Source organism: Thiohalocapsa marina (assembly GCF_008632335.1).
Classification (GTDB): Bacteria; Pseudomonadota; Gammaproteobacteria; order Chromatiales; family Chromatiaceae; genus Thiohalocapsa; species Thiohalocapsa marina.
The window spans coordinates 12,275-30,105 of sequence record NZ_VWXX01000019.1; the positions used below are offsets into that span (position 1 = coordinate 12,275).

The 17,831-nt window shown below is 63.8% G+C and carries 15 protein-coding genes and 3 pseudogenes; 6 read left to right on the forward strand and 12 right to left on the reverse strand.

Going from position 1 to position 17,831, the window contains the following annotated elements; all coding sequences use genetic code 11:
- The first annotated feature begins 71 nt into the window (after nucleotides 1-71).
- Nucleotides 72-3,341 (forward strand): EAL domain-containing protein, encoded by a 3,270-nt coding sequence (locus F2Q65_RS12165; protein ID WP_150093691.1) that lies wholly within the window; start codon nucleotides 72-74, stop codon nucleotides 3,339-3,341.
- Nucleotides 3,342-3,384: 43 nt separating this feature from the next.
- Here the strand turns inward: F2Q65_RS12165 and F2Q65_RS12170 are convergent, their stop codons facing one another.
- Nucleotides 3,385-3,603, reverse strand: coding sequence for a hypothetical protein (locus F2Q65_RS12170; RefSeq protein ID WP_150093692.1), 219 nt, complete (start codon nucleotides 3,601-3,603; stop codon nucleotides 3,385-3,387).
- A gap of 42 nt (nucleotides 3,604-3,645) precedes the next feature.
- Here F2Q65_RS12170 and F2Q65_RS12175 point away from each other — a divergent pair, with 42 nt between their 5' ends.
- Complete coding sequence (locus F2Q65_RS12175; protein WP_150093693.1) at nucleotides 3,646-4,740, forward strand: ligand-gated ion channel; 1,095 nt, start codon at nucleotides 3,646-3,648, stop codon at nucleotides 4,738-4,740.
- Between the two features lie 279 nt (nucleotides 4,741-5,019).
- Here F2Q65_RS12175 and dinB read toward each other — a convergent pair whose 3' ends face one another.
- The 6 genes from dinB to F2Q65_RS12210 all read right to left on the reverse strand — a co-directional run bounded on the left by dinB (nucleotide 5,020) and on the right by F2Q65_RS12210 (nucleotide 10,960).
- Complete coding sequence (gene dinB / locus F2Q65_RS12180; RefSeq protein WP_150093694.1) at nucleotides 5,020-6,204, reverse strand: DNA polymerase IV; 1,185 nt, start codon at nucleotides 6,202-6,204, stop codon at nucleotides 5,020-5,022.
- Nucleotides 6,205-6,486: 282 nt separating this feature from the next.
- Entirely contained in the window at nucleotides 6,487-6,756 is a 270-nt protein-coding gene (locus F2Q65_RS12185; RefSeq protein WP_150093695.1) for a hypothetical protein, read from the reverse strand.
- Between the two features lie 499 nt (nucleotides 6,757-7,255).
- Nucleotides 7,256-7,774 (reverse strand): Spy/CpxP family protein refolding chaperone, encoded by a 519-nt coding sequence (locus F2Q65_RS12190; RefSeq protein ID WP_150093696.1) that lies wholly within the window; start codon nucleotides 7,772-7,774, stop codon nucleotides 7,256-7,258.
- Nucleotides 7,775-7,967: 193 nt separating this feature from the next.
- A complete protein-coding gene (locus tag F2Q65_RS12200) occupies nucleotides 7,968-8,651 on the reverse strand; it encodes a response regulator (protein ID WP_150093698.1) in 684 nt (227 codons plus the stop codon).
- Complete coding sequence (locus F2Q65_RS12205; protein WP_246156186.1) at nucleotides 8,644-10,191, reverse strand: ATP-binding protein; 1,548 nt, start codon at nucleotides 10,189-10,191, stop codon at nucleotides 8,644-8,646. Before F2Q65_RS12205 ends, F2Q65_RS12200 begins: the two co-directional genes overlap by 8 nt.
- 139 nt (nucleotides 10,192-10,330) lie before the next feature.
- Nucleotides 10,331-10,960 (reverse strand): DUF2076 domain-containing protein, encoded by a 630-nt coding sequence (locus F2Q65_RS12210; protein ID WP_150093699.1) that lies wholly within the window; start codon nucleotides 10,958-10,960, stop codon nucleotides 10,331-10,333.
- 1,022 nt (nucleotides 10,961-11,982) lie between these two features.
- Between F2Q65_RS12210 and F2Q65_RS12215 the strand changes: the two genes are divergently transcribed.
- Entirely contained in the window at nucleotides 11,983-12,657 is a 675-nt protein-coding gene (locus F2Q65_RS12215; protein ID WP_150093700.1) for a peptidoglycan-binding protein, read from the forward strand.
- A 166-nt stretch (nucleotides 12,658-12,823) separates the two neighbouring features.
- Here the strand turns inward: F2Q65_RS12215 and F2Q65_RS12225 are convergent, their stop codons facing one another.
- The 3 genes from F2Q65_RS12225 to F2Q65_RS12235 all read right to left on the reverse strand — a co-directional run bounded on the left by F2Q65_RS12225 (nucleotide 12,824) and on the right by F2Q65_RS12235 (nucleotide 13,930).
- On the reverse strand, nucleotides 12,824-13,087 hold the full coding sequence (locus F2Q65_RS12225; protein WP_150093701.1) for a NinB/YbcN family protein: 264 nt from the start codon (nucleotides 13,085-13,087) through the stop codon (nucleotides 12,824-12,826).
- Between the two features lie 460 nt (nucleotides 13,088-13,547).
- Complete coding sequence (locus tag F2Q65_RS12230; RefSeq protein WP_150093702.1) at nucleotides 13,548-13,700, reverse strand: hypothetical protein; 153 nt, start codon at nucleotides 13,698-13,700, stop codon at nucleotides 13,548-13,550.
- A complete protein-coding gene (locus tag F2Q65_RS12235; RefSeq protein WP_150093703.1) occupies nucleotides 13,700-13,930 on the reverse strand; it encodes a hypothetical protein in 231 nt (76 codons plus the stop codon). The genes F2Q65_RS12230 and F2Q65_RS12235 overlap by 1 nt, the downstream gene beginning before the upstream one ends.
- 127 nt (nucleotides 13,931-14,057) lie before the next feature.
- On the opposite strand from F2Q65_RS12235, the pseudogene F2Q65_RS12240 reads away from it, so the two are divergent.
- Together F2Q65_RS12240 and F2Q65_RS19490 are read left to right on the forward strand one after the other, a co-directional pair.
- A pseudogene (locus F2Q65_RS12240) lies at nucleotides 14,058-14,231 on the forward strand (PD-(D/E)XK nuclease domain-containing protein); the annotation flags it as partial.
- Between the two features lie 169 nt (nucleotides 14,232-14,400).
- Nucleotides 14,401-14,562, forward strand: a complete 162-nt coding sequence (locus tag F2Q65_RS19490) for a hypothetical protein (protein WP_170265676.1) — start codon at nucleotides 14,401-14,403, stop codon at nucleotides 14,560-14,562.
- A gap of 129 nt (nucleotides 14,563-14,691) precedes the next feature.
- Here the strand turns inward: F2Q65_RS19490 and F2Q65_RS12245 are convergent, their stop codons facing one another.
- A complete protein-coding gene (locus F2Q65_RS12245; RefSeq protein WP_150093705.1) occupies nucleotides 14,692-16,056 on the reverse strand; it encodes a serine protease in 1,365 nt (454 codons plus the stop codon).
- Nucleotides 16,057-16,450: 394 nt separating this feature from the next.
- Here F2Q65_RS12245 and F2Q65_RS12250 point away from each other — a divergent pair.
- Nucleotides 16,451-16,969 (forward strand): annotated as a pseudogene (locus F2Q65_RS12250) (transposase); the annotation flags it as partial.
- A 162-nt stretch (nucleotides 16,970-17,131) separates the two neighbouring features.
- Here F2Q65_RS12250 and F2Q65_RS19980 read toward each other — a convergent pair.
- A pseudogene (locus F2Q65_RS19980) lies at nucleotides 17,132-17,722 on the reverse strand (transposase); the annotation flags it as partial.
- Nucleotides 17,723-17,831: the final 109 nt, after the last annotated feature.

Below are 17,831 nucleotides of genomic sequence, written 5' to 3' on the forward strand. Positions count from 1 at the left end.
CCGCGTGTAGGATGCTTTCGGTTGATTAAGGACTTTCGGTCACTCCGACACCCCGGATCCACCGGAGACTCATGCCACTGCTGAAACTGCAATTCGCCATCGCGCTGGCCTATGCCCTGCTCGCGGCGGCCGGCATGGTCTTGGCGATCCCGCCCGGCTACGCCAGCCCCCTGTTCCCCGCCGCTGGGCTGGCGCTTGCCGTCGCACTGCAGTTCGGGCGCACAGCATTGCCCGGCATCTGGCTCGGCTCCGCCGGGGCCAACCTCTGGCACAGCTGGCATGTCGGCATCCTGAGCCCGACAACGACGGTGCTGGCGGTCGTGATCGGCATCGGCGCCATGCTGCAGGCCTGGTTCGGCGCCTGGCTCGTGCGGCGCTGGCAGGGGGCGCGCTGGCAGGCCCTGGAGCAGGAGCAGGACTCGGCGCTGTTGCTGCTGTTGGGCGGTGTGCTGGCCTGTGTCCTGTCTGCCAGCGTCGGTACGGCGGCCCTGCTGGCGGCGGACCTGGTGCATCCCGCCGGGCTCGCATTCCAGTGGTGGAACTGGTACCTGGGCGACACCCTTGGCGTACTGATCTTCGCGCCGCTGAGCCTGTGCCTGATCAATCGCCACGACCCGGTGTGGCGGGAGCGGCTGCGCAGGATGGTGGTGCCCGTGCTGCTGGCCCTGGGCCTGGCGGTTGCGGCCTTCCATGGCGCGGCGCGCTGGGAGGGCCAACAGCAGCAGGATCAACTCAGTGCCGATGCCGAGCAGATCGCCAAGGGCATCAGCGCGCGCCTGATCACCCACCGCGAGGTGCTGGCGTCGCTGCAGCATTTCATCGGCGCCACGCCGGACTTCGATTATGAGCAGTTCCGGCTGTTCACCCAGATCACGCTGCAGGACAATCCGGACATCTTTGCCCTGAGCTTCAACGACCTGGTGGCCGATGCAGAGCGGCTCGACTATGAAGCCCGCATCAGCGCCCTGTCGCCGCTCGGTGCCTTCCAGATCACCGAGCGCGATGCGAACGGGCAGCTGATCCGTGCCCAGACCCGCCCGGAATACTTGGCGGTGCGCTACATCGTGCCGCTTGCGGGCAACCGCCCGGCGGTGGGCTACGACATCCACTCCGACCCGGTGCGGCGTGTCGCCATCGAGCGCGCCCGGGCCACCGATGCCATGGCCGTGACCGCCCCCATCCTGCTGGTGCAGGAGCAGCAGCAACGCGTCGGCCTGCTGGAGCTTTTGCCCGTGGCGGCGGCCTCAGACGACGGCCAGCCCGCGGCGAAGCCCCATCGCGGCTTTGCCGTGGCCGTGGTCAAGGTGGATCAGATGATCGACATCGCGACCCGTGGACGGGTGCCGGACAATCTGCGCTTCGAGCTGGTCGATCTCCAGGCGCCGCCAGAGCGTGGCCTGCTGTATCGCTCTGACGCGCCGGTGCCGGGACCCTCTCCGGTGACCTCCACGCCGGTCGACTGGAGCACCGATCTGCGCATGGGCGATCGCGACTGGCAGTTGCGCGTGGCGGTGACCGAGGCCTATCGGCAGCAGCATCGGCCCTGGCTGGCCTGGGCCATTGGCCTGGTGGGCCTGCTGTTCGCGGCGCTGCTGCAGGTGCTATTGCTGGGCATGACCGGGCATGCCGCCATCATCCAGCGCAAGAACACCCAGCTGCTGCTGGCCGAAAAGGTGTTCGACAACAGCGGCGAGGCGATCGTGGTGACGGACACGTTGGGTATGGTGCTGTGCACCAACCCTGCGTTCAGCCGCATCACCGGCTATGCGCCCGAGGAGATCGCGGGCCGGAACCTGCGACTGCTGCAGTCCGGGCGGCACTCACGGGACTTCTACCGCGACCTCTGGCGACAACTGAAGCGCTCCGGCCAGTGGCAGGGCGAGATCTGGAACCGCCGCAAGTCTGGCGAGCTGTATCCGGAGTGGCTGACCATCGCGACGGTCAGGGACGAGCAGGGCGCCCCGATCCATTACGTCGGCACCTTTTCCGACATCAGCGCTGCCAAGCAGGCACAGGAGCAGATCCAGTTCCTGGCCTACCACGACGCCCTCACCGGCCTGGCCAATCGCATGCTGTGCATGGACCGCATCGACCACGCGCTGGCCCATTCGCGCCGCCATGGCGGCCGCATCGCACTGCTGGCCATGGACCTGGATCGGTTCAAGCTGATCAACGACAGCTATGGGCACGAGGTGGGGGACCGGCTGCTGAAGGCGGTGGCGAAACGCCTGCAGCACATGGTCCGGGCGGAGGATACGCTGTCACGGCTCTCGGGGGATGAGTTCCTGATCGTCCTGTTCGACACCGGTGACGACCATGCCGTCTCCACCAAATGCGAGGCCATTCTGGCCAACCTGTCTCGGCCCTTCGATCTCGGCGGCCGGCAACTGAGCATCTCGTTCTCTATCGGTGTTGCCGTCTATCCGGGCGACGGCGACGATACCGCCACCCTGTTGCGCAATGCCGACACGGCGCTCTATCAGGCGAAGAAAAGCGGCCGCAACACCAGGCGCCTGTTCGACCAACAGATGAACCAGGAGGTTGTGCGCTATGTCGAGACGCGCGACGCGCTGAAGCTGGCGCTGGCGCACGGGGAACTGGAGCTGCACTATCAGCCGCAGATCGCCCTCGGTGCCCGACGCAAGGATGACCGACTGATCGGCGCCGAGGCACTGCTGCGCTGGAACCATCCCGAACGGGGCCTGGTGATGCCCGATGACTTCATCGGCGTGGCAGAGGAGAGCGGCCTGATCGTGCCGATCGGCGCCTGGGTGCTACGTCAGGCATGCCGCCAGGCAGTGGCCTGGCAGGCTGCAGGGCTCCCCGTGGACATCATTGCCGTCAATTTTTCCGCCGTGCAGTTTCGCCAGGGCAAGATCGATGCGGTCGTGTTCGACGCGCTGGAGGAATCCGGACTCGCGCCGGAGTGTCTGGACCTGGAGATTACCGAGAGCATCCTCCTTGAGGATCTGCAACGGGTGCTGGCGGCGTTGCAGCGCTTCGAGGCGCGCGGCATCCAGTTGTCCATCGATGATTTCGGCACTGGTTTTTCCAGCCTGTCGTACCTGCGGCAGTTCCCGGTGCATCGGCTGAAGATCGATCGGTCGTTCGTGCGCGACATCCTGAAGGATCCCGGCGACCGGGCCCTGGTGCAGACCATCATCCAGATGGCCCGGAATCTCAATCTGCGCAGCATCGCCGAGGGGGTGGAAGACCCGCTGGTGCTCGAGCAGTTGCGCGCACTGGGCTGCAACGAGGCCCAGGGCTACCTCTTCTCACGGCCCGCGCCACCGGAGGCCTTCACACGCTGGCTTGCGGGCCTGGGTGGCGGCAAGCCCTGATCCGGCGGCAAAATGCGACAAGGGCTGCATGCTGCCGCAACGCTCAAGCCGCTTCGGTTGCATGCAGACGCCTGCGTTTACGGGCGCGCAGCCAATTCGCGCCGAGCAGCAGGAAAAGGCCGCCTTCCATCAGTACCGCGCGCACCCGCGGCAGGTCCTCATGACCTTGGCCGGTCCGCCGCGCCGCTAGTGCGTAGGCAAGATCGATGAAGAAACGGCCTGCGCCGGTGGCTTCCAGGATCACACCGAACATGTTGAACACGATAAAAACGGGTTATCGTCTTTTCTTATCCGCGCATAGATCATGACAATGCACCAAGATAAATCAAAATCCGCCTCGCTTCTTCTTCGGCTCATGCTTGGTGCTTGCCTGCTGTTCGCCTGTCAAACACTCTTTGCGATCGACGCTGGGATGCCGAATCCACCTGCGTCACCAACCATCGTCAAGCTAGGCGTCTTTCTTGCGGACATTATCGACCTTAACGAACTGGATGAGACCTTTGAGGTCGAGATCATTCTTATTGCAGAGTGGCATGACCCCAGGCTGGCCTTTGATGCCGAGGCCGAGGGGATGAACCGAAAACTGTTTCAAGGTGAATTCCAGTTCAATGAAGTCTTCTCCGGCTGGTGGCCTCAATTCCTGATCGTCAATGAGGTCGGGCGTGGGGACACCAATGCCATTCACATCACCATCCACCCCGATGGAACCGTCCAATACAAGGAACAGCGTAATGTAACGCTCGAAACCCCCATGGATCTGGAGGACTTTCCATTCGATGTGCAATCGCTGGAGGCTTACATCATACCCTTTGGTGAATTCAGTGACTCTGTCCAGCTTGTCGTTGACGAGCGCGTTTTAGGGGCTACTGAAGAGTATGCAAAGACTCGCCAGAAAGTAAACATTGCACAATGGACGTTAACTAACCTGGACCTTGTCGCCGACAAGTTAGACCATCGTTATTATGGCGATAAAAAGGAGTTCTCAGAGATCAAGATGACGATCACCATGCAGCGCAAGTCTGCAAACATGATATGGAAGGTCATCATTCCTCTATTGGTCCTGGTATTGCTTATGTGGGCCATCTTCTGGATTGATGTTGACAACCTTGCCGACCGCCTCAATACAGCCTTTATCGGCATACTGACAATCGTTGCCTACCAATTCCTTATTGATGGAACCATGCCCCGCATCGACTACTTCACCTTTATGGATGCGGTTCTTCTCTACTCATTCATCTTCATGTGTCTCACCATCATCGAGAGCCTTGTCGTCTACTCGCTACACAAGGCAAACCATGTCGAAAGAGCCTTGCAGGTTGATTTCTACGTTCAATGGTTTTTCCCCATTGCCTATTTGGCCGGATTCTTGGTGTGTTACTTCTACTACTACCTCACCTAGCCCGGAACTGATCTATTGGGCGTCCTGACCCGCGCGGGAAATGCAGAATACTGAGATTTTTTCAAACGTAAAGCCATTTGACAGACTGCCTCTATGGAATGCAAGCGCACCATAGATAACCGTCGTCTAACGACGAAAGAAAAAGAAGCGCTACGTTTGCGCGTTCGTGCAAAGAAAGTTTACTTTCGATAGCCTTAGTAACGTCAGAGTAGGGCCCAGGGTTTAGGTCGCCGCCGACCAATCACATCACCCCAGGAAGCACGACTGAACCACGCACCGTCAGGATGGCGGCCGAGCCATTCCGCGCTGGATCATGCCCTTACCGAACTTGTCGCGAATCGCATCCAGCGTCTCGTGCAGCCGGTCGGCGTCTGAGCCTTCAGGGATCACGCCGCTGTCCGCAAACAGGTCCCCCTGCTCGGGCTCGCTGTGCCAGCCCGAGAGCCCGACGCCGATCAGCCGCACCGCCCGTCGCCCAAGCCAGTGCTCGGCCTGCAACAGCGCCCAGGCGGTGCGAAACAGCATCCGGTCATCGGCGGTGGCCGCGCGCAGCGTGCCCGAGCGGGTATGCGTCTCGAACGGATGCAGCCGCACCTTCAGCGTCACCACCGAGCCGGCGCGTCCCTCCTGGCGGGCGACATAGCCGACCTCCTGCGCGGCCCAGCGCAGCGTCTCGCGCAGCACCTCGGGATCGGTGACATCCGTACCAAAGGTCGTCTCCTTGGAGATCGACTGCCGTTCGCGTGCGGGATAGACCCGATCGTCGGCGATCCCCCGCGCCTGCTGATGCACCGCCGTACCCGCACGCGCCCCCAGTTGCCGGCGCAGGGTCTCCAGCGGCAGGCGGCGTATATCGCCGACGCTGTGCAGCCCCAGGCGCTCCAGCCTTGGCGCCGTCTTCACCCCGACCCCGCGCAGCACCGCGAGCGGCATGGGATCGAGAAAGGCCTGCACCTGCCCGGCGGGTACCACCGTCAGCCCATCGGGCTTATGGCTGTCGGAGGCCAGCTTCGCGATGAGCCGGTTCGGCCCCAGACCTACCGAGGCGGTCAGACCGACGGCCTCCCGGATCACCGCCTTGGCGCGACGGCCGATCGCCTCGGGCGGTCCGATCAGCCGCTGCAGGCCCGTGCAGTCGAGATAGGCCTCGTCGATGGAGACCGGCTCCACCACGGGCGAGAGCGTCTGCAGCACGGTCATGATCTCCCGCGACACCCGCGCATAGCGCGCCATGTCCGGGCGCACATAGACCGTCTCGGGCGGCAGCCGGCGCGCGGCGACGGCGATGGGCATGGCCGAGTGCACGCCATAGCGGCGTGCCTCATAGGAGCAGGTGGCCACCACCCCGCGCCCGCCCGGCGCGGCGCCGACCACCACCGGCCGACCGCGCCATTCGGGTCGGTCGCGCTGCTCGACCGCCGCATAGAAGGCGTCGAGATCGACATGCATGATCAGGCGAGGCATCGGGGGTGGGATCGGGATGGTGAACGCGAATCGAGGGTTGCGAAAGCCGCCAGTGTAGCCGGGTCCAACAACCTCAAGCACCTCGACCCGTGCCTGCCGCTCGGCGCGCTGATCGTCGTAACGGGCGTCTCCGGCTCTGGCAGGTCCTCGCTCGCCTTACCGGGTAGGTATAACCTCGACGATCTGTTTGTTGAACCTAAATGGAGCAGTTGAGCCCCTCATCCGGCGAATCTCGCCGGCTGAGGTCGTGCACCCAACGTGATTGTGTCGCCGTCGCCGGACTCAGGTCGGCGCCGGCAGCGGGGCTGGGGGCTGAAGCTGGCACCCATGGAGGAAGGCGGCGAGGTTGCGCCAGGCACGCTCGACCCAGTCGGCCTTGGCATGCTGATGGGTGATGACCAGGCGGCGCTGGCGCCCGTGCTCGATGGCGCGTGCCGGAGACTTGAGCAGCAGCCGGCGGGAGGTGATCGACTCGCTGTACTTGTCGGGCTCGGCCCGATCACCCAATGGACGCACGAAGATGCCGCGGCCAGCGGCGGCGGCCGACTCCATGCCCAGCAGCGGCGCGTTGCACTGTCCCCGCGCAGGGCACTGATGTGCGCGTAGCGCCAGTGGCCGCAGAGGATCGACAGCACCGCCGTGCCCGACACCTCGCGCTTGCTCGGCGCGTTGGGGCTCGTCCAGCGCACCGGGCACGCTTCCACCCACGGGTCGAACAGGCCGCTGACCTTCGGGTACTCAGTGAAGAACGGCCGCTGACCCAGCGGCGTGACCGCCCCCGCGGGGTCCCATTCGACATGCGATCGGCCACAGAAAGTGTCCAATGCGACCGGCCCCTCGGCCGGAACCAGGGCGCTGCAGTCGGATCCGGGCCGCCGCCGGGGCTCACCCGTTGGGTGAAGGGACATGTCCTTCATACACACCTCCTTGTGCAAAGATTTCAGCAAGCTAGACTTCACTCGGCAAGCTCTAACTGCTCTATTTAGGGTTATGTCCATGGGTGTCTGGTCAGGAGAATGCCGATGTCTTCGGCATTCCCCTTGCCATGGTATCAGTTACAGCCCATGGATCCGCCGCGGCCCATCGGCCCGTGAGCAGCCTTGCGCGGCCGGGCCCGTTCGAGCCGGGCCAGCTGATCCTCTGAGAGCACGGCAGCCATGCGCTCGCGCAGCTCGCTGCGGGTCAGGGTGGGATTGCCCTGTTTCTCGGCGAACAGGGCGTGAAGCTGCTGCGCCTGATCCGGGGTGAGGTCGAGCCGCTGGGTCATGCGGCTGATGCGGCGCTCGACGCGCTGCTGCATCCGCGCATCCCGCTGCTGGCGCTGCGCATCGGTCAGCAGCGCGTCAACCTGTTCGCGCAGGGCCTGTCGCTCGGCGGCGCGGCGTTGCGCGTGTTGCTCGAACAGCGCGCGCAGCTCGGTCTGCTGCGCCTCGGTGAGGTTCAGCTGCTGGGTCATGGCCTGCAGACGCTGCTCGGGGTCTCGGTCCGGCGGAGCGGCCAGCGCCAGCCCGGTCGTGAGTGCCGTGGCGAGCAGGGCGGTGCTGGTAAGTGCGATCGCTGAGCGTTTCATCATGGTCTCCTGAATGCCTGTGTTGGTCTTTCCGGAACCGGTGTGCCCGGTCCACGTAAGAAAGCCTACGCGGTGACCGTGCAACGCCCGTGCAGCGACTGTGCAAAAACCATGGATGTTGCAGCGACCCTGCCCCGGCTGCCCCGGCTGCCCCGGCTGCCTTAGCGGCGCTCGTCGCCGTAGGGCGCCGACGTCAGGCCGCGTGGTCCTCGTAGCGGTAGCCGACGCCATAGACGGACTGGATCAGCTCGCCCTGCGGATGCAGCTCGGCCAGCCGACGGCGCAGCTTCTTGATGTGGCTGTCGATGGTGCGATCCGACACGATGCGGCTGTCGGGATAGATGCGCGCCATGAGTTGCGCGCGCGAGAAGATGCGTCCCGGCGCCGAGGCGAGGGTCTGCAGCAGGGCGAACTCCACGGCGCTGAGCGTAATCTCGCGCTCGCCGGCACGCACGCGCAGCTGCTCCGGATGAAGCTGTAGCGCTGCTGTCTGCGGAGGTGTCGGCGGCTCGGGCCGCTGCCGCCGCAGCACGGCCTTGACCCGCGCCACCACCTCGCGCGGGCTGTAGGGCTTGCAGATGTAATCATCGGCACCGAGCTCCAGGCCGAGCAGGCGGTCGATCTCCTCCACCCGGGCCGTGGTCATGATGATGGGCAGCGCCGAAAACCCGCGCAGCTCCCGGCATAGGCTGAGCCCGTCGCGCCCCGGCAGCATCAGGTCGAGCAGCAGCAGGTCTGGTTGCTCCGCGCGGACCCAGTCGATGACACCGGCGCCATCGGCCAGATGCGCGGTGCGATAGCCCGCCGCGCGCAGATACTCGCCGAGCAGTTCGGCCAGGCGCGTCTCGTCCTCGACGATGAGGATCAGATCAGTCATCGGCCGTTCCTCGTTGCACATCCCGATTCGGCCCGGCTGCGGTCGAGGCCGAGGCCGATTCCAATGCTGGCAGTCTGATTCGAATGCCGAGCCCGCCCAGCGACGCGTGCTCGGCGCTGATCTCGCCGCCATGCGCCTCGACGATATTGCGCGCGATGGCCAGTCCCAGTCCGGCACCGCCGGTGCGGCGGTTACGCGAGGCCTCCACCCGATACAGTCGCTCGAACAGCTGCGGCAGCGCATCCTCGGGCAGCCCGGGCGGCCCATCGTCGAGCCGGATGAGGAGCTGATCGCGCGCGCGCGTGAGCCGCAGCGCAACCGGCTGACCCGAATCGGTGTAGGCGAGGCTGTTGTTCAGCAGATTCCCGATCAGCTGCGCCAGCCGGTCGGGGTCGGCATACAGCGTCCAGGGGCCGGGACCCTCGGTGGCATAGCTCAGGCGGAGCCCGGCACGCGCGAAACGCGCCCGATGGCCGTCGATGAGGTCCGCAAGCAGGCCGTCCAGGTCCACCGGCACGGGATGATAGGCCGGCGTGCCGGGCTCGGTGCGGGTCAGCTCGTTCAGATCGTCCACCAGGCGACCCAGGCGGAGCACGTCCTCGAGCAGGCCGGCCAGGGTCTGCGCATCGGGCCGCCGCAGTCCGTCCTGCAGCGCCTCGATGTTCGCCTGCAGCAGGCCCAGCGGCGTGCGCAACTCATGGGCGATGTCGGCCACCCAGCGCTGGCGGGCCGCCTGGTTGCGCTGCAGGGTCTCGGCGAGGGCATTGAGGTCCTGCGCCAGCCGACCGAGCTCATCGCGCGCCGCACTCGGCGCCCGTGCCTGGTAGTCGCCCGTGGCCAGCCGCCGCGCCGTGCGCTGCAAGGCCGTCACCGGGCGCGTCAACAGGGCGGCCGCGGGCAGGGCGAGCAGGGCGGCGAGCACAAGCATGCCGAGCGCGATGACCCAGATCTGCGCGCCCTGGCGCTCGCGAAACCGCCGCTGGGCGGCATCGCTGATACCTGGGCCGGGCAGCACGGCGAGGCTGCCGATGCGTTGGCCATCGAGCGTCAGTGGATAGCGGCGCGCCTGATCGAGCAGCTCGGCTCGCCCATAGATGGGAGCGTCATCGACGTCGAGCAGCATGATCCGCAGCGGCAACAGACGCTGCGGATGCATTATCCCTGGTCTGCGATTGCCCCCTGGTGCATCGGCCCCTGGTGCGTCGGCCCCGGGTGTGCCCAGCATGCGCGGGTCGGGTGGCCAGGGGCCGGGCTCCGCGAAGGCCTGGCGCAGTCGGGGCGGCAGGCGAGCGTCCTCGAACAATATCCCGAGCCAGAGCCGCCGATCCTGCTGGAGCTGGCTCCAGTCACCGTCGCGGGCGTACAGCGCCGCCAGCCGATCACCGATGCGCCCGATGTGCTCCTGCGCGCGGGCCTCCGCCAGTTCCTCGAGACCGCGCAGAAACGACCAATGCACGAACGCCTGCGTGCCGACCACCGCCAGCACGGCGGCGAGCAGCAGCGTGAGAAAGAGTTTGGCGCGAATCGACAGCCGGATCACCCCTGTCCCTCATCAAGTGGACGGGTTCGGTGCCGCGGTGGCGAAGTCACCCTTTCAAGCCTCGCTGAGATGGACGCGCGCACGGGCCATTGAGTCGCATGGCCCGTGGCTGCGCCGGGTTTCGCCCGGAGGTGTTCTGTCAGAACTCTTCGTCTCCACCGAACATGTCGAAGAAGCCGCCGCCTTCGTCCTCGGGCGTGGCAGCCATCCCCGCGTCGAGATCGGCGCTGTCGAGGCCCGGGTCCTCGGCCAGACCGGCATCCGCGCCTGGCGCGGCCTCGGCCGGGTCGGAGAAGAGGCCGGCGATGGCATTGCCAAGCAGTACGCCGCCGGCGACACCCATGGCTGTCTGCATGGCGCCAGAGAGGAAGCCACTGCCGCCCTGGCCCCGCTGCAATGCCGGTGCCGCCTGCGCCGCGGTTGGTTGCTGGGCCGAGCTCCAGCCGCCGGAACGCCCGGTGCCCGCCGCTTGAGTCTGCGCGCCCTGCTGGGTCGCGCCGGCCCCGAACAATCCGCCGAGGAATCCGCCTGCTGCCTGGGGGCGAGACGCCAATTCCTGTTCCAAGGATTCGACGCGTTGCTGCAGTTGCTGCAGTGCATGTTCCTGGACGATGACCGCTTGGGCCATGAGATAGGGGGCGGCCGGTTGCTGCCGCACCAGCGTGCCGATCAACGCCTCGGCCTGTGCATCGCGCGGTCCGGTCTGGGCTTCAGCCTGCCGCAGGCGGTCGAACAGGCCCTCGATGGCGGTCTGGTCTTGAGCATTCATCATCACATCTCCAAAGCCGAGCAACTGAAATCGTTAAAAAAGCCACATTGAAGTCAGGCTTGATACGACAATAATCAAGTCGGGCCCCGGCCCGGGGGGCGGCGTGGAGAAGCGGCTTCGCCGGGGCTGATCTGGGGCTGATCTAGTGCTGATCCGGGGCTGATCCGGGGCTGATCCGGGGCGAACGGGGCGAACGGGGCGAACGGGGCAAACGGGGCAGATGGACAATGCCCTGATCGCGCACCGGCCGCCCGGCTTCCTGTGGCTCATGAACTCGGCACAGCAGGCAGCGTCATCTTTCGCGACCACCGCGTTCATGACACCAACGCGCGGATAACACCTTTTGCCAGCGTTTCTACCAGACGACGCGGCACCTGATCGAACAGGCGAGCGATCTGCGGGCGACCCGCAGGCGCGGCCGTACACCGCCTGGATCAGGCAGTTCCAGCGTGATGCCGATGTCGCCGTTCATCAGATTCAGGCCATGGTCATTGCGGGTGATCAGCACCGGGCGACCGCCATACCAGTGCCGGTGATCAATGCCGTGGTTACTGTGTTCCTGTGGCCAGGATAGCGGGTTTCTGCGTGGTCATCGGGCTGGAGGGTAACGGTGTTGAGGCTGTCCGTGCTGAAGCAGCCACAGCCACGCAGCCACCCAGGTCCGTGTTGGCTCGATGTTTTTCCAGTACGGGGCACCTGGACGCGGCTTTTTCGTGTCTTTCCACGTTCTCACGAAAGTTTCCCCTGTGCCATTTCCACCCAACGTGCCACCACGCACGCTGACGCAAAGACGCCGTCGGTGGATGCGGGTTGCGTGTTCTCTATGGAACACCTAGACTCGATAACAGGCCGTACGAGTCCACCTGTCTCGGGTGGATCAACACGAACCGATTCCGCAATTTGGAGGCAACCCCATGAGTTTTCCTATCCGTCGACGAGACGCACTCGCTCCAGCGCTGCGGGTCGCGCCTGTCGTCGCTGTGTTACTGTGTCTGCCGGGATTGGCTAGCGGACAACAGTTCATGAATCAGATGTTGCAGGATTTCCAGCGCGCCGTCGAGGACGCACAGGGTGCGTCGCCCGCGGCGGCTCAGCCGTCATCCCCCGCTGTCAGTCCGGTACAGTACAAGCCAGCTGTGCGCTCGGCGCTGGAGCAGGCCTTCCGCTCCCTGTCGCCACAGGAGCGTGAGACAGTGCAGGAGAAGTTGCTGGCCGAGGGGCTGTACCAGTCCAGCATCGATGGGCTCTGGGGCGCAGGGACGCGACGGGCGCTGGAGACGTTCAACAGTAACCAAGCGGCGGCGGAATATGATCTGGGCTCGGCAGAAGATGCTGAACAAATGCTGCTTCATGTCTTGTCGCTGGGTGAGCCCGACGTCTTCAGATCGACCGGGGTCGAACTGCCGTCCGCCTACCTGGGCGCGTGGGTCACATCCCTGGATCGCTGCGAATATGACAGCGATTTCTATCTCCTCAATGAAGAGGGCGTGCTTCATGTGGGCACTTATGTTTGGATGGGGCGGGATGTCGAGGTGCTTCCCGACGGTGATGGGTACCTGCTGAAGGGGTGGGGCTTTTCCGAAGGGCTGCGGACGACGTTCGAGGTCCGAGTGAACCTTCTACCGGACGGCCGCCTCAAGGCGACTGGTGATATCGACACAATGGACGCGCCGATTTTCGTCAAATGTCCGCGATAACTGTCGGTTGACGTGGTGCCCGAGGTGGTGTCCGGGTACTCGGTTCGCATCAAGGCAATAACCCCAGCAAGCGCGGGATGGCGGTGATTGCATTGGACTTCACCTCGGTGGCGACCTGACCGAGCACCACGCGGTTGGTGCTGGACCAGGCGCTGACGCCCTGGCATCACAAACACTCGGGGCGTATGCAGTCGAAGGGTACGACACCGTGCTTGGCCACATACGCATACGCCTCGCGGTAGCGGGCCTTTTCCTCGTCCGTCAATTTGACGCCAACCCATTCCACCTGCTCGCTCATCCGACGCAGATCCATCGCCAGCAGTGTCACGTTGACGTCATCGCATTCCGAGCGTGGCTTGCCCTCCGTCTGACGCAAGCCCTTCTTCAGCCGATCGATTGCCAGTTGATTCTTGTCGCCAATCGTGCCCATAAGACCTCCTCTGAAAAAAACCTGCACGTGTGGCAGTGACGGGTGCGTGTCGCTGCCTGAAACCGCTCGGCGTCGCGACGCTCAGACAGCCACAAAAACTCCGCATCGCGCAGACCCCCCCTGCGCAATCGCCTTCAGGCGCCGTTGGCCTTTGCTGATATTGCGGTAGCCCATGCGTGCGAGCAGCTGTGTGGGCGACAGACCGAGTTCGGCTCGCCGCCGCTCGATCAGGCGATGGAGTGGGGAACTGGACCTGCTGGGCATGGAACCCCCCGAAGATGCGCGCTGGGTGATGACTGCACGCCGTTGGCTTATCCCTCGCCTTCAGTGTGGCACGCAGATGCGACAGGGCATGTCGCGGAACGGGGCAGAAGGCGCTGATGCAAGCAGCCTTGGTTCGGGAAAACGCCAAACGAAGTCCGCGCGGCATGCGACAGCCCCGGCCTTTTCAACCCCCGAGTCAGCGCAGGCCGCTGATGCGCTGCACCTGACGCCCGAGCGTTTCGCCGAGCACCTCGGCATTGCCATACAGCAGGGTGAACTGCGCGCTGGCGCGGGTGATCGCGGTGTAAAGCAACTCGCGGGTCAGCACCGGGTTGGTCCGCTCCGGCATCAGCAGAGCGGCATGGGCGAATTCCGAACCCTGCGACCCGACGAACCCCGCTCCCAGGGCGCTCGGCTGCTCGGCGGGCGCGAGCTGTTGCCCGGATGCTGCTGCAGGCGCTCGCGCGCTTCCTTCAGATCGGCCAGCAAATTGACCGACAACCGGCGCAGCGTCGCCTCCGGCATTCCCTGCAGGAGGTCTTCGTCGAGTTGCTGCAGATCGTGCTGGCTGAGCTTCATGTCCGGCGGGGAAGGTGCGGTGGCGTCAGCAGAACGCCTGGGCTGTTATGTCGCTACGCTCGCGCATCGGGCGCGAGCTGTCTTCCAGGCTGCTGATTTCGGCGGAGGGGTCTGAACGATTACCGTCCTGTTCGAATTCAAGGTGGTGGAGCTGACCGACACCGGCAGCGCGCTGCAGCAGATCAAGGACAAGGGGTATGCGGAGAAGTACCGCGCCGTACAACAGCCCATCCATCGTATCGGAGTGGCCTTCAGCTGCGACAAGCGCGCCGTGGTCGGCTTCGAATTCGAAAGCACCTGAAGCACACCCTCGACACCATGGGCTATCACCTAAAGATCGTCGCCTTGATCCGTGCTCGTGGCACCTTCGCGCGCGCTGTGCGCACGCACTGGTCGGTGGAGAATCAACTGCACTGGAGCCTGGATGCGCCTTCCGCTACGACGACTCGCGCGCGTGAGCCCAGAGCGCAGTGAACCTCGCTATCCTGCGCCATCTCGCACTGAGCCGGCTGAAAAACGACGGCGCCAAGCTCGGCCTGCAGAACGAACGCCTGAAGGCAGGCTGGATGAGCAGTGCCTGGCCAGGCTCCTCTTCACGCCAACTGATCCGCCGAGCAAGCTCAAAGCATTAGGATCATCGACTATTGGCCTGGAGTGAGGCGATTGCCCCGGATGCAATGACTGACGCCCGCCCGTTAGCCCGCAGCCGCCAGCGGGCGACGATATCGGCCGCACCCCCATGGATTTAATACAGCAATTTCTTAATTCTCCCGTTTCTCCGCCGCGGTTTCCATAAGCGGTGCATTACACCCCGACTGCTCCATCCAGTAATCATACGAGCCTGCTCCTCTCTCGATACCGTCGGCGGCAATGTACCGAATCTGGTTATCGGCCGAATTGAGCCCAAGGTACGTACCGATCATTGGATAGTACCTGTAACTGTAAGTGTAAGAGACGACATCAATACCACCCAAGGGAGGAAACATTTCCGAGAATTGCTGCTCCGCCCAATCGAACAGGCATTCCGTTGGCTTTGGTTCGCAACCTGCCTGCGGTAACCAGTCGCTCATCAGGCCAACGTCGTAAAAGCCATTCGAGTCCAGATAGTAAACATGATTGTCCACGCGCGAAACCCCGAGGTAGGAGTTGGTGTGCGCATAGAAGCGAAAATCGTAGGGGTCGGAGAATTGCGTCTCACGTCCGGCGGGAGCGAACATCGATGGATAAGAGCGCTCTGCCCAGTTCAACAAGCATTCCCCGGTCGATAATTTACCTAACACCCAATTCTCGAACTGAGATACCCGCGCATAGATGCCAACAAAATCTGGCCTGGCGCAGCCAATACCGAAGCTGGTTACACCGGCGAGGCGGTAACCTTTCAGGTTTGTTGGGTCCGGGTCCTCCACCACCATGGGACCACCACTGTCACCTTGGCATGTGTCGGTCCCGCCGATCCCAGGATAACCCGCGGCAATCATGTTCGGCGTAATGGATCCGGCACCGTACTCCTCGGCTGCTTCTGCATTGGAGACAACAGGAACTGTTGCCTCCTGCAAAATATCGCTTGAACTGCCGCCCTCAGAAAGAGCGCCCCATCCTGATATTTTGGCGGAAACACCCGGATCCTGTAAGCCGGCCCCTGCCAACTCCTGCGTCATGATGGGTACCGGCATCGCCTTGCTACCCGAGAGATCAATGGGGGCCGCGAGTTCCAGCAACATCATGTCGCTGTCCAATTCATTCAACTGACCGTAGTTCGGGTGCGGTATCTGCCGGAGTACGGCAATGTCCTGACCAGTCGCGCTATCCGTCTTGTTGGTAACGCCTGCGCGTATGTGAGTCAGACTGCTATTTTCACAGTGAGCGGCGGTTAGTACCCAGCGCTCACTAAGTATGCTGCCTCCGCAAAACTGGAAATTGCCAGACATGAGGGCAACTTGCCAGGGATAGTCTTCGATACTCGCATCCTGACCTCCAACGATCCGCTGGTTGTCCTGCGACTTTATCAAGTTATCGGCCAGGCCAAAATGCACTCCTGTTTGCGCGTATACCTCACTGCTTCCGCCTGAAAAAGTCGCTGCAGCGATAAAGGCAAAAGGTGCTATTTGCAACATCCTGATCTTCATATTTCATGTAACCTCTGTCTCGACGAGGATTCGCTTTTCTGCGTTTTGACCACATTGTGGATCGCTTACACTATACGCTAATCCATGGAAACTGAAAAGTGCGCGTTCAGCGATCGAATCTGCGGTCACCATGCCAGACGGGCGTGCGCTGACGCACTGGACCCACGCCGAGCTGGCCGCTGAGGCGATCGCCCGCGGCATCGTCACCTCGATCTCGCCGGACTCGATCGGACGCTTCCTGCGCGAGGCAGACCTCAAGCCGCACCGGGTGCGCGGCTGGATCAACACACCGCGCGACGCGCAGTTTGATGAGAAGTGCCGGGATGTTTGCGAGACCTACCGCTTGGTACCTGAGCGGGCTGCGGCTGGCATCGAGACGTGCAGCATCGATGAGATGACCGGGGTGCAGGCGCTCGAGCGCGCCGGTGTCACCTTGCCGTTGCGCCCTGGCTTGATTGAGCGGCGTGAGTTCGAATACATCCGCCATGGCACGCTGACGCTGATCGCGGCCTTCGATGTGGCCACCGGCCAGGTAACCTACCACCTCGGCCCAACACGCACCGAGCAGGACTTCGCGCAGTGGCTCGCCACTCTGCTCGCCCGACGCGGTGCCACCACCTGCTGGCACTTGGTCATGGATAACCTCAACATCCACTGCTCCGAGGCCGTGGTGCGTCTGGTCGCTGACGCCCGCGGTCTCACCATCGATCTCGGCGTCAAGGGCAAACATGGCATCCTCACGTCCATGGCCACCCGCGAGCGCTTCCTGCGTGACCCCAGCCATCGCATCGTCTTCCATTTCACACCCAAGCACGCCTCCTGGCTCAATCAGATCGAGCTGTGGTTCTCGGTCCTGGCACGCAAAGTCATCCGCCGGGGCAACTTCCTCTCGGTCGATGATCTGCGAGAGAAGATCACCGCTATCATCGACTTCTTCAACCCCCGCTGTCAGGATAGATGTGTGTGCCGCAGCATTGCGAAGCAATTGGCAGGAGGCTGATTGTGAAGTACTGGACTAAACCGCTAACGCGGTAGGGCGCGGCCGGCACGGCCGGAGGTCATTGTTCAGCGGGATGGCACCCTTGCCCGTGCAGGCCCCGGTGGCCGCGTCCAGCACCGCACCGCTGGCCAGACAAATCAGCGCCACCATGCGCAGGATCGGGAAGCCCAGTCCGGCCCGCTGGCCGCTCGGCTGCGGATATTGCGCTTGGTTGGCCTCGGTGTCGGCCAAGGTCACGGTGGCACCATCGACCAAACGCACGCGCCGACCGCGCCACAGCCACCAATCCGGCGTATCGCGTGCCATGACCTCGGCGGTGCGCCACGTCAGGGTCTTGAGCATCGCTTGCGGCAGCCGTGCCCGGGCGGCACAGTACGACGCGGTGTTCGTGCTGCACTCGGGCAGGCCCGCCACCAAACGCTTCACCGCAGCGTCGTCCACCGCCTGGCGACAACTGCCGTCGCTGCTGAGTACCTGCGCGAGGAACATCGACAATGTCTCCGTCGGTGGGAACAGGCGTTCACGATGGGCCGGCAGCAATGACTCCACATCGTCGAGCAAGTCCTTCCCGGTCAACAGGTTGAAGAAGGCGTAGGAATCGCTGCGCTGAGCCTCGGAGAGGATGCGGCGCTGTTGCCGTGACACGGCGCTGTGGCTAGGTTGCATGATGGCTGGACTCCCAAGGGTGATCGGTGTGGTTTGGTCACCGTTCACCGTATCACCCTTGCCAGCCTTCTCAAACGTTTTCAGCGAGTTGCCGCCTGGACTCCGCTTA

Excerpts from the sequence above, each read along its gene's own strand:
- F2Q65_RS12165 (WP_150093691.1), top strand. The coding sequence starts at position 72 with ATGCCACTGCTGAAACTGCAATTCGCCATCGCGCTGGCCTATGCCCTG.
- F2Q65_RS12175 (WP_150093693.1), top strand. The coding sequence starts at position 3,646 with ATGACAATGCACCAAGATAAATCAAAATCCGCCTCGCTTCTTCTTCGG.
- dinB (WP_150093694.1), bottom strand. The coding sequence starts at position 6,204 with ATGCCTCGCCTGATCATGCATGTCGATCTCGACGCCTTCTATGCGGCG.
- F2Q65_RS12185 (WP_150093695.1), bottom strand. The coding sequence starts at position 6,756 with ATGGAGTCGGCCGCCGCCGCTGGCCGCGGCATCTTCGTGCGTCCATTG.
- F2Q65_RS12190 (WP_150093696.1), bottom strand. The coding sequence starts at position 7,774 with ATGAAACGCTCAGCGATCGCACTTACCAGCACCGCCCTGCTCGCCACG.
- F2Q65_RS12200 (WP_150093698.1), bottom strand. The coding sequence starts at position 8,651 with ATGACTGATCTGATCCTCATCGTCGAGGACGAGACGCGCCTGGCCGAA.
- F2Q65_RS12210 (WP_150093699.1), bottom strand. The coding sequence starts at position 10,960 with ATGAATGCTCAAGACCAGACCGCCATCGAGGGCCTGTTCGACCGCCTG.
- F2Q65_RS12215 (WP_150093700.1), top strand. The coding sequence starts at position 11,983 with ATGAATCAGATGTTGCAGGATTTCCAGCGCGCCGTCGAGGACGCACAG.
- F2Q65_RS12225 (WP_150093701.1), bottom strand. The coding sequence starts at position 13,087 with ATGGGCACGATTGGCGACAAGAATCAACTGGCAATCGATCGGCTGAAG.
- F2Q65_RS12230 (WP_150093702.1), bottom strand. The coding sequence starts at position 13,700 with ATGCCGGAGCGGACCAACCCGGTGCTGACCCGCGAGTTGCTTTACACC.
- F2Q65_RS12235 (WP_150093703.1), bottom strand. The coding sequence starts at position 13,930 with ATGAAGCTCAGCCAGCACGATCTGCAGCAACTCGACGAAGACCTCCTG.
- F2Q65_RS12245 (WP_150093705.1), bottom strand. The coding sequence starts at position 16,056 with ATGAAGATCAGGATGTTGCAAATAGCACCTTTTGCCTTTATCGCTGCA.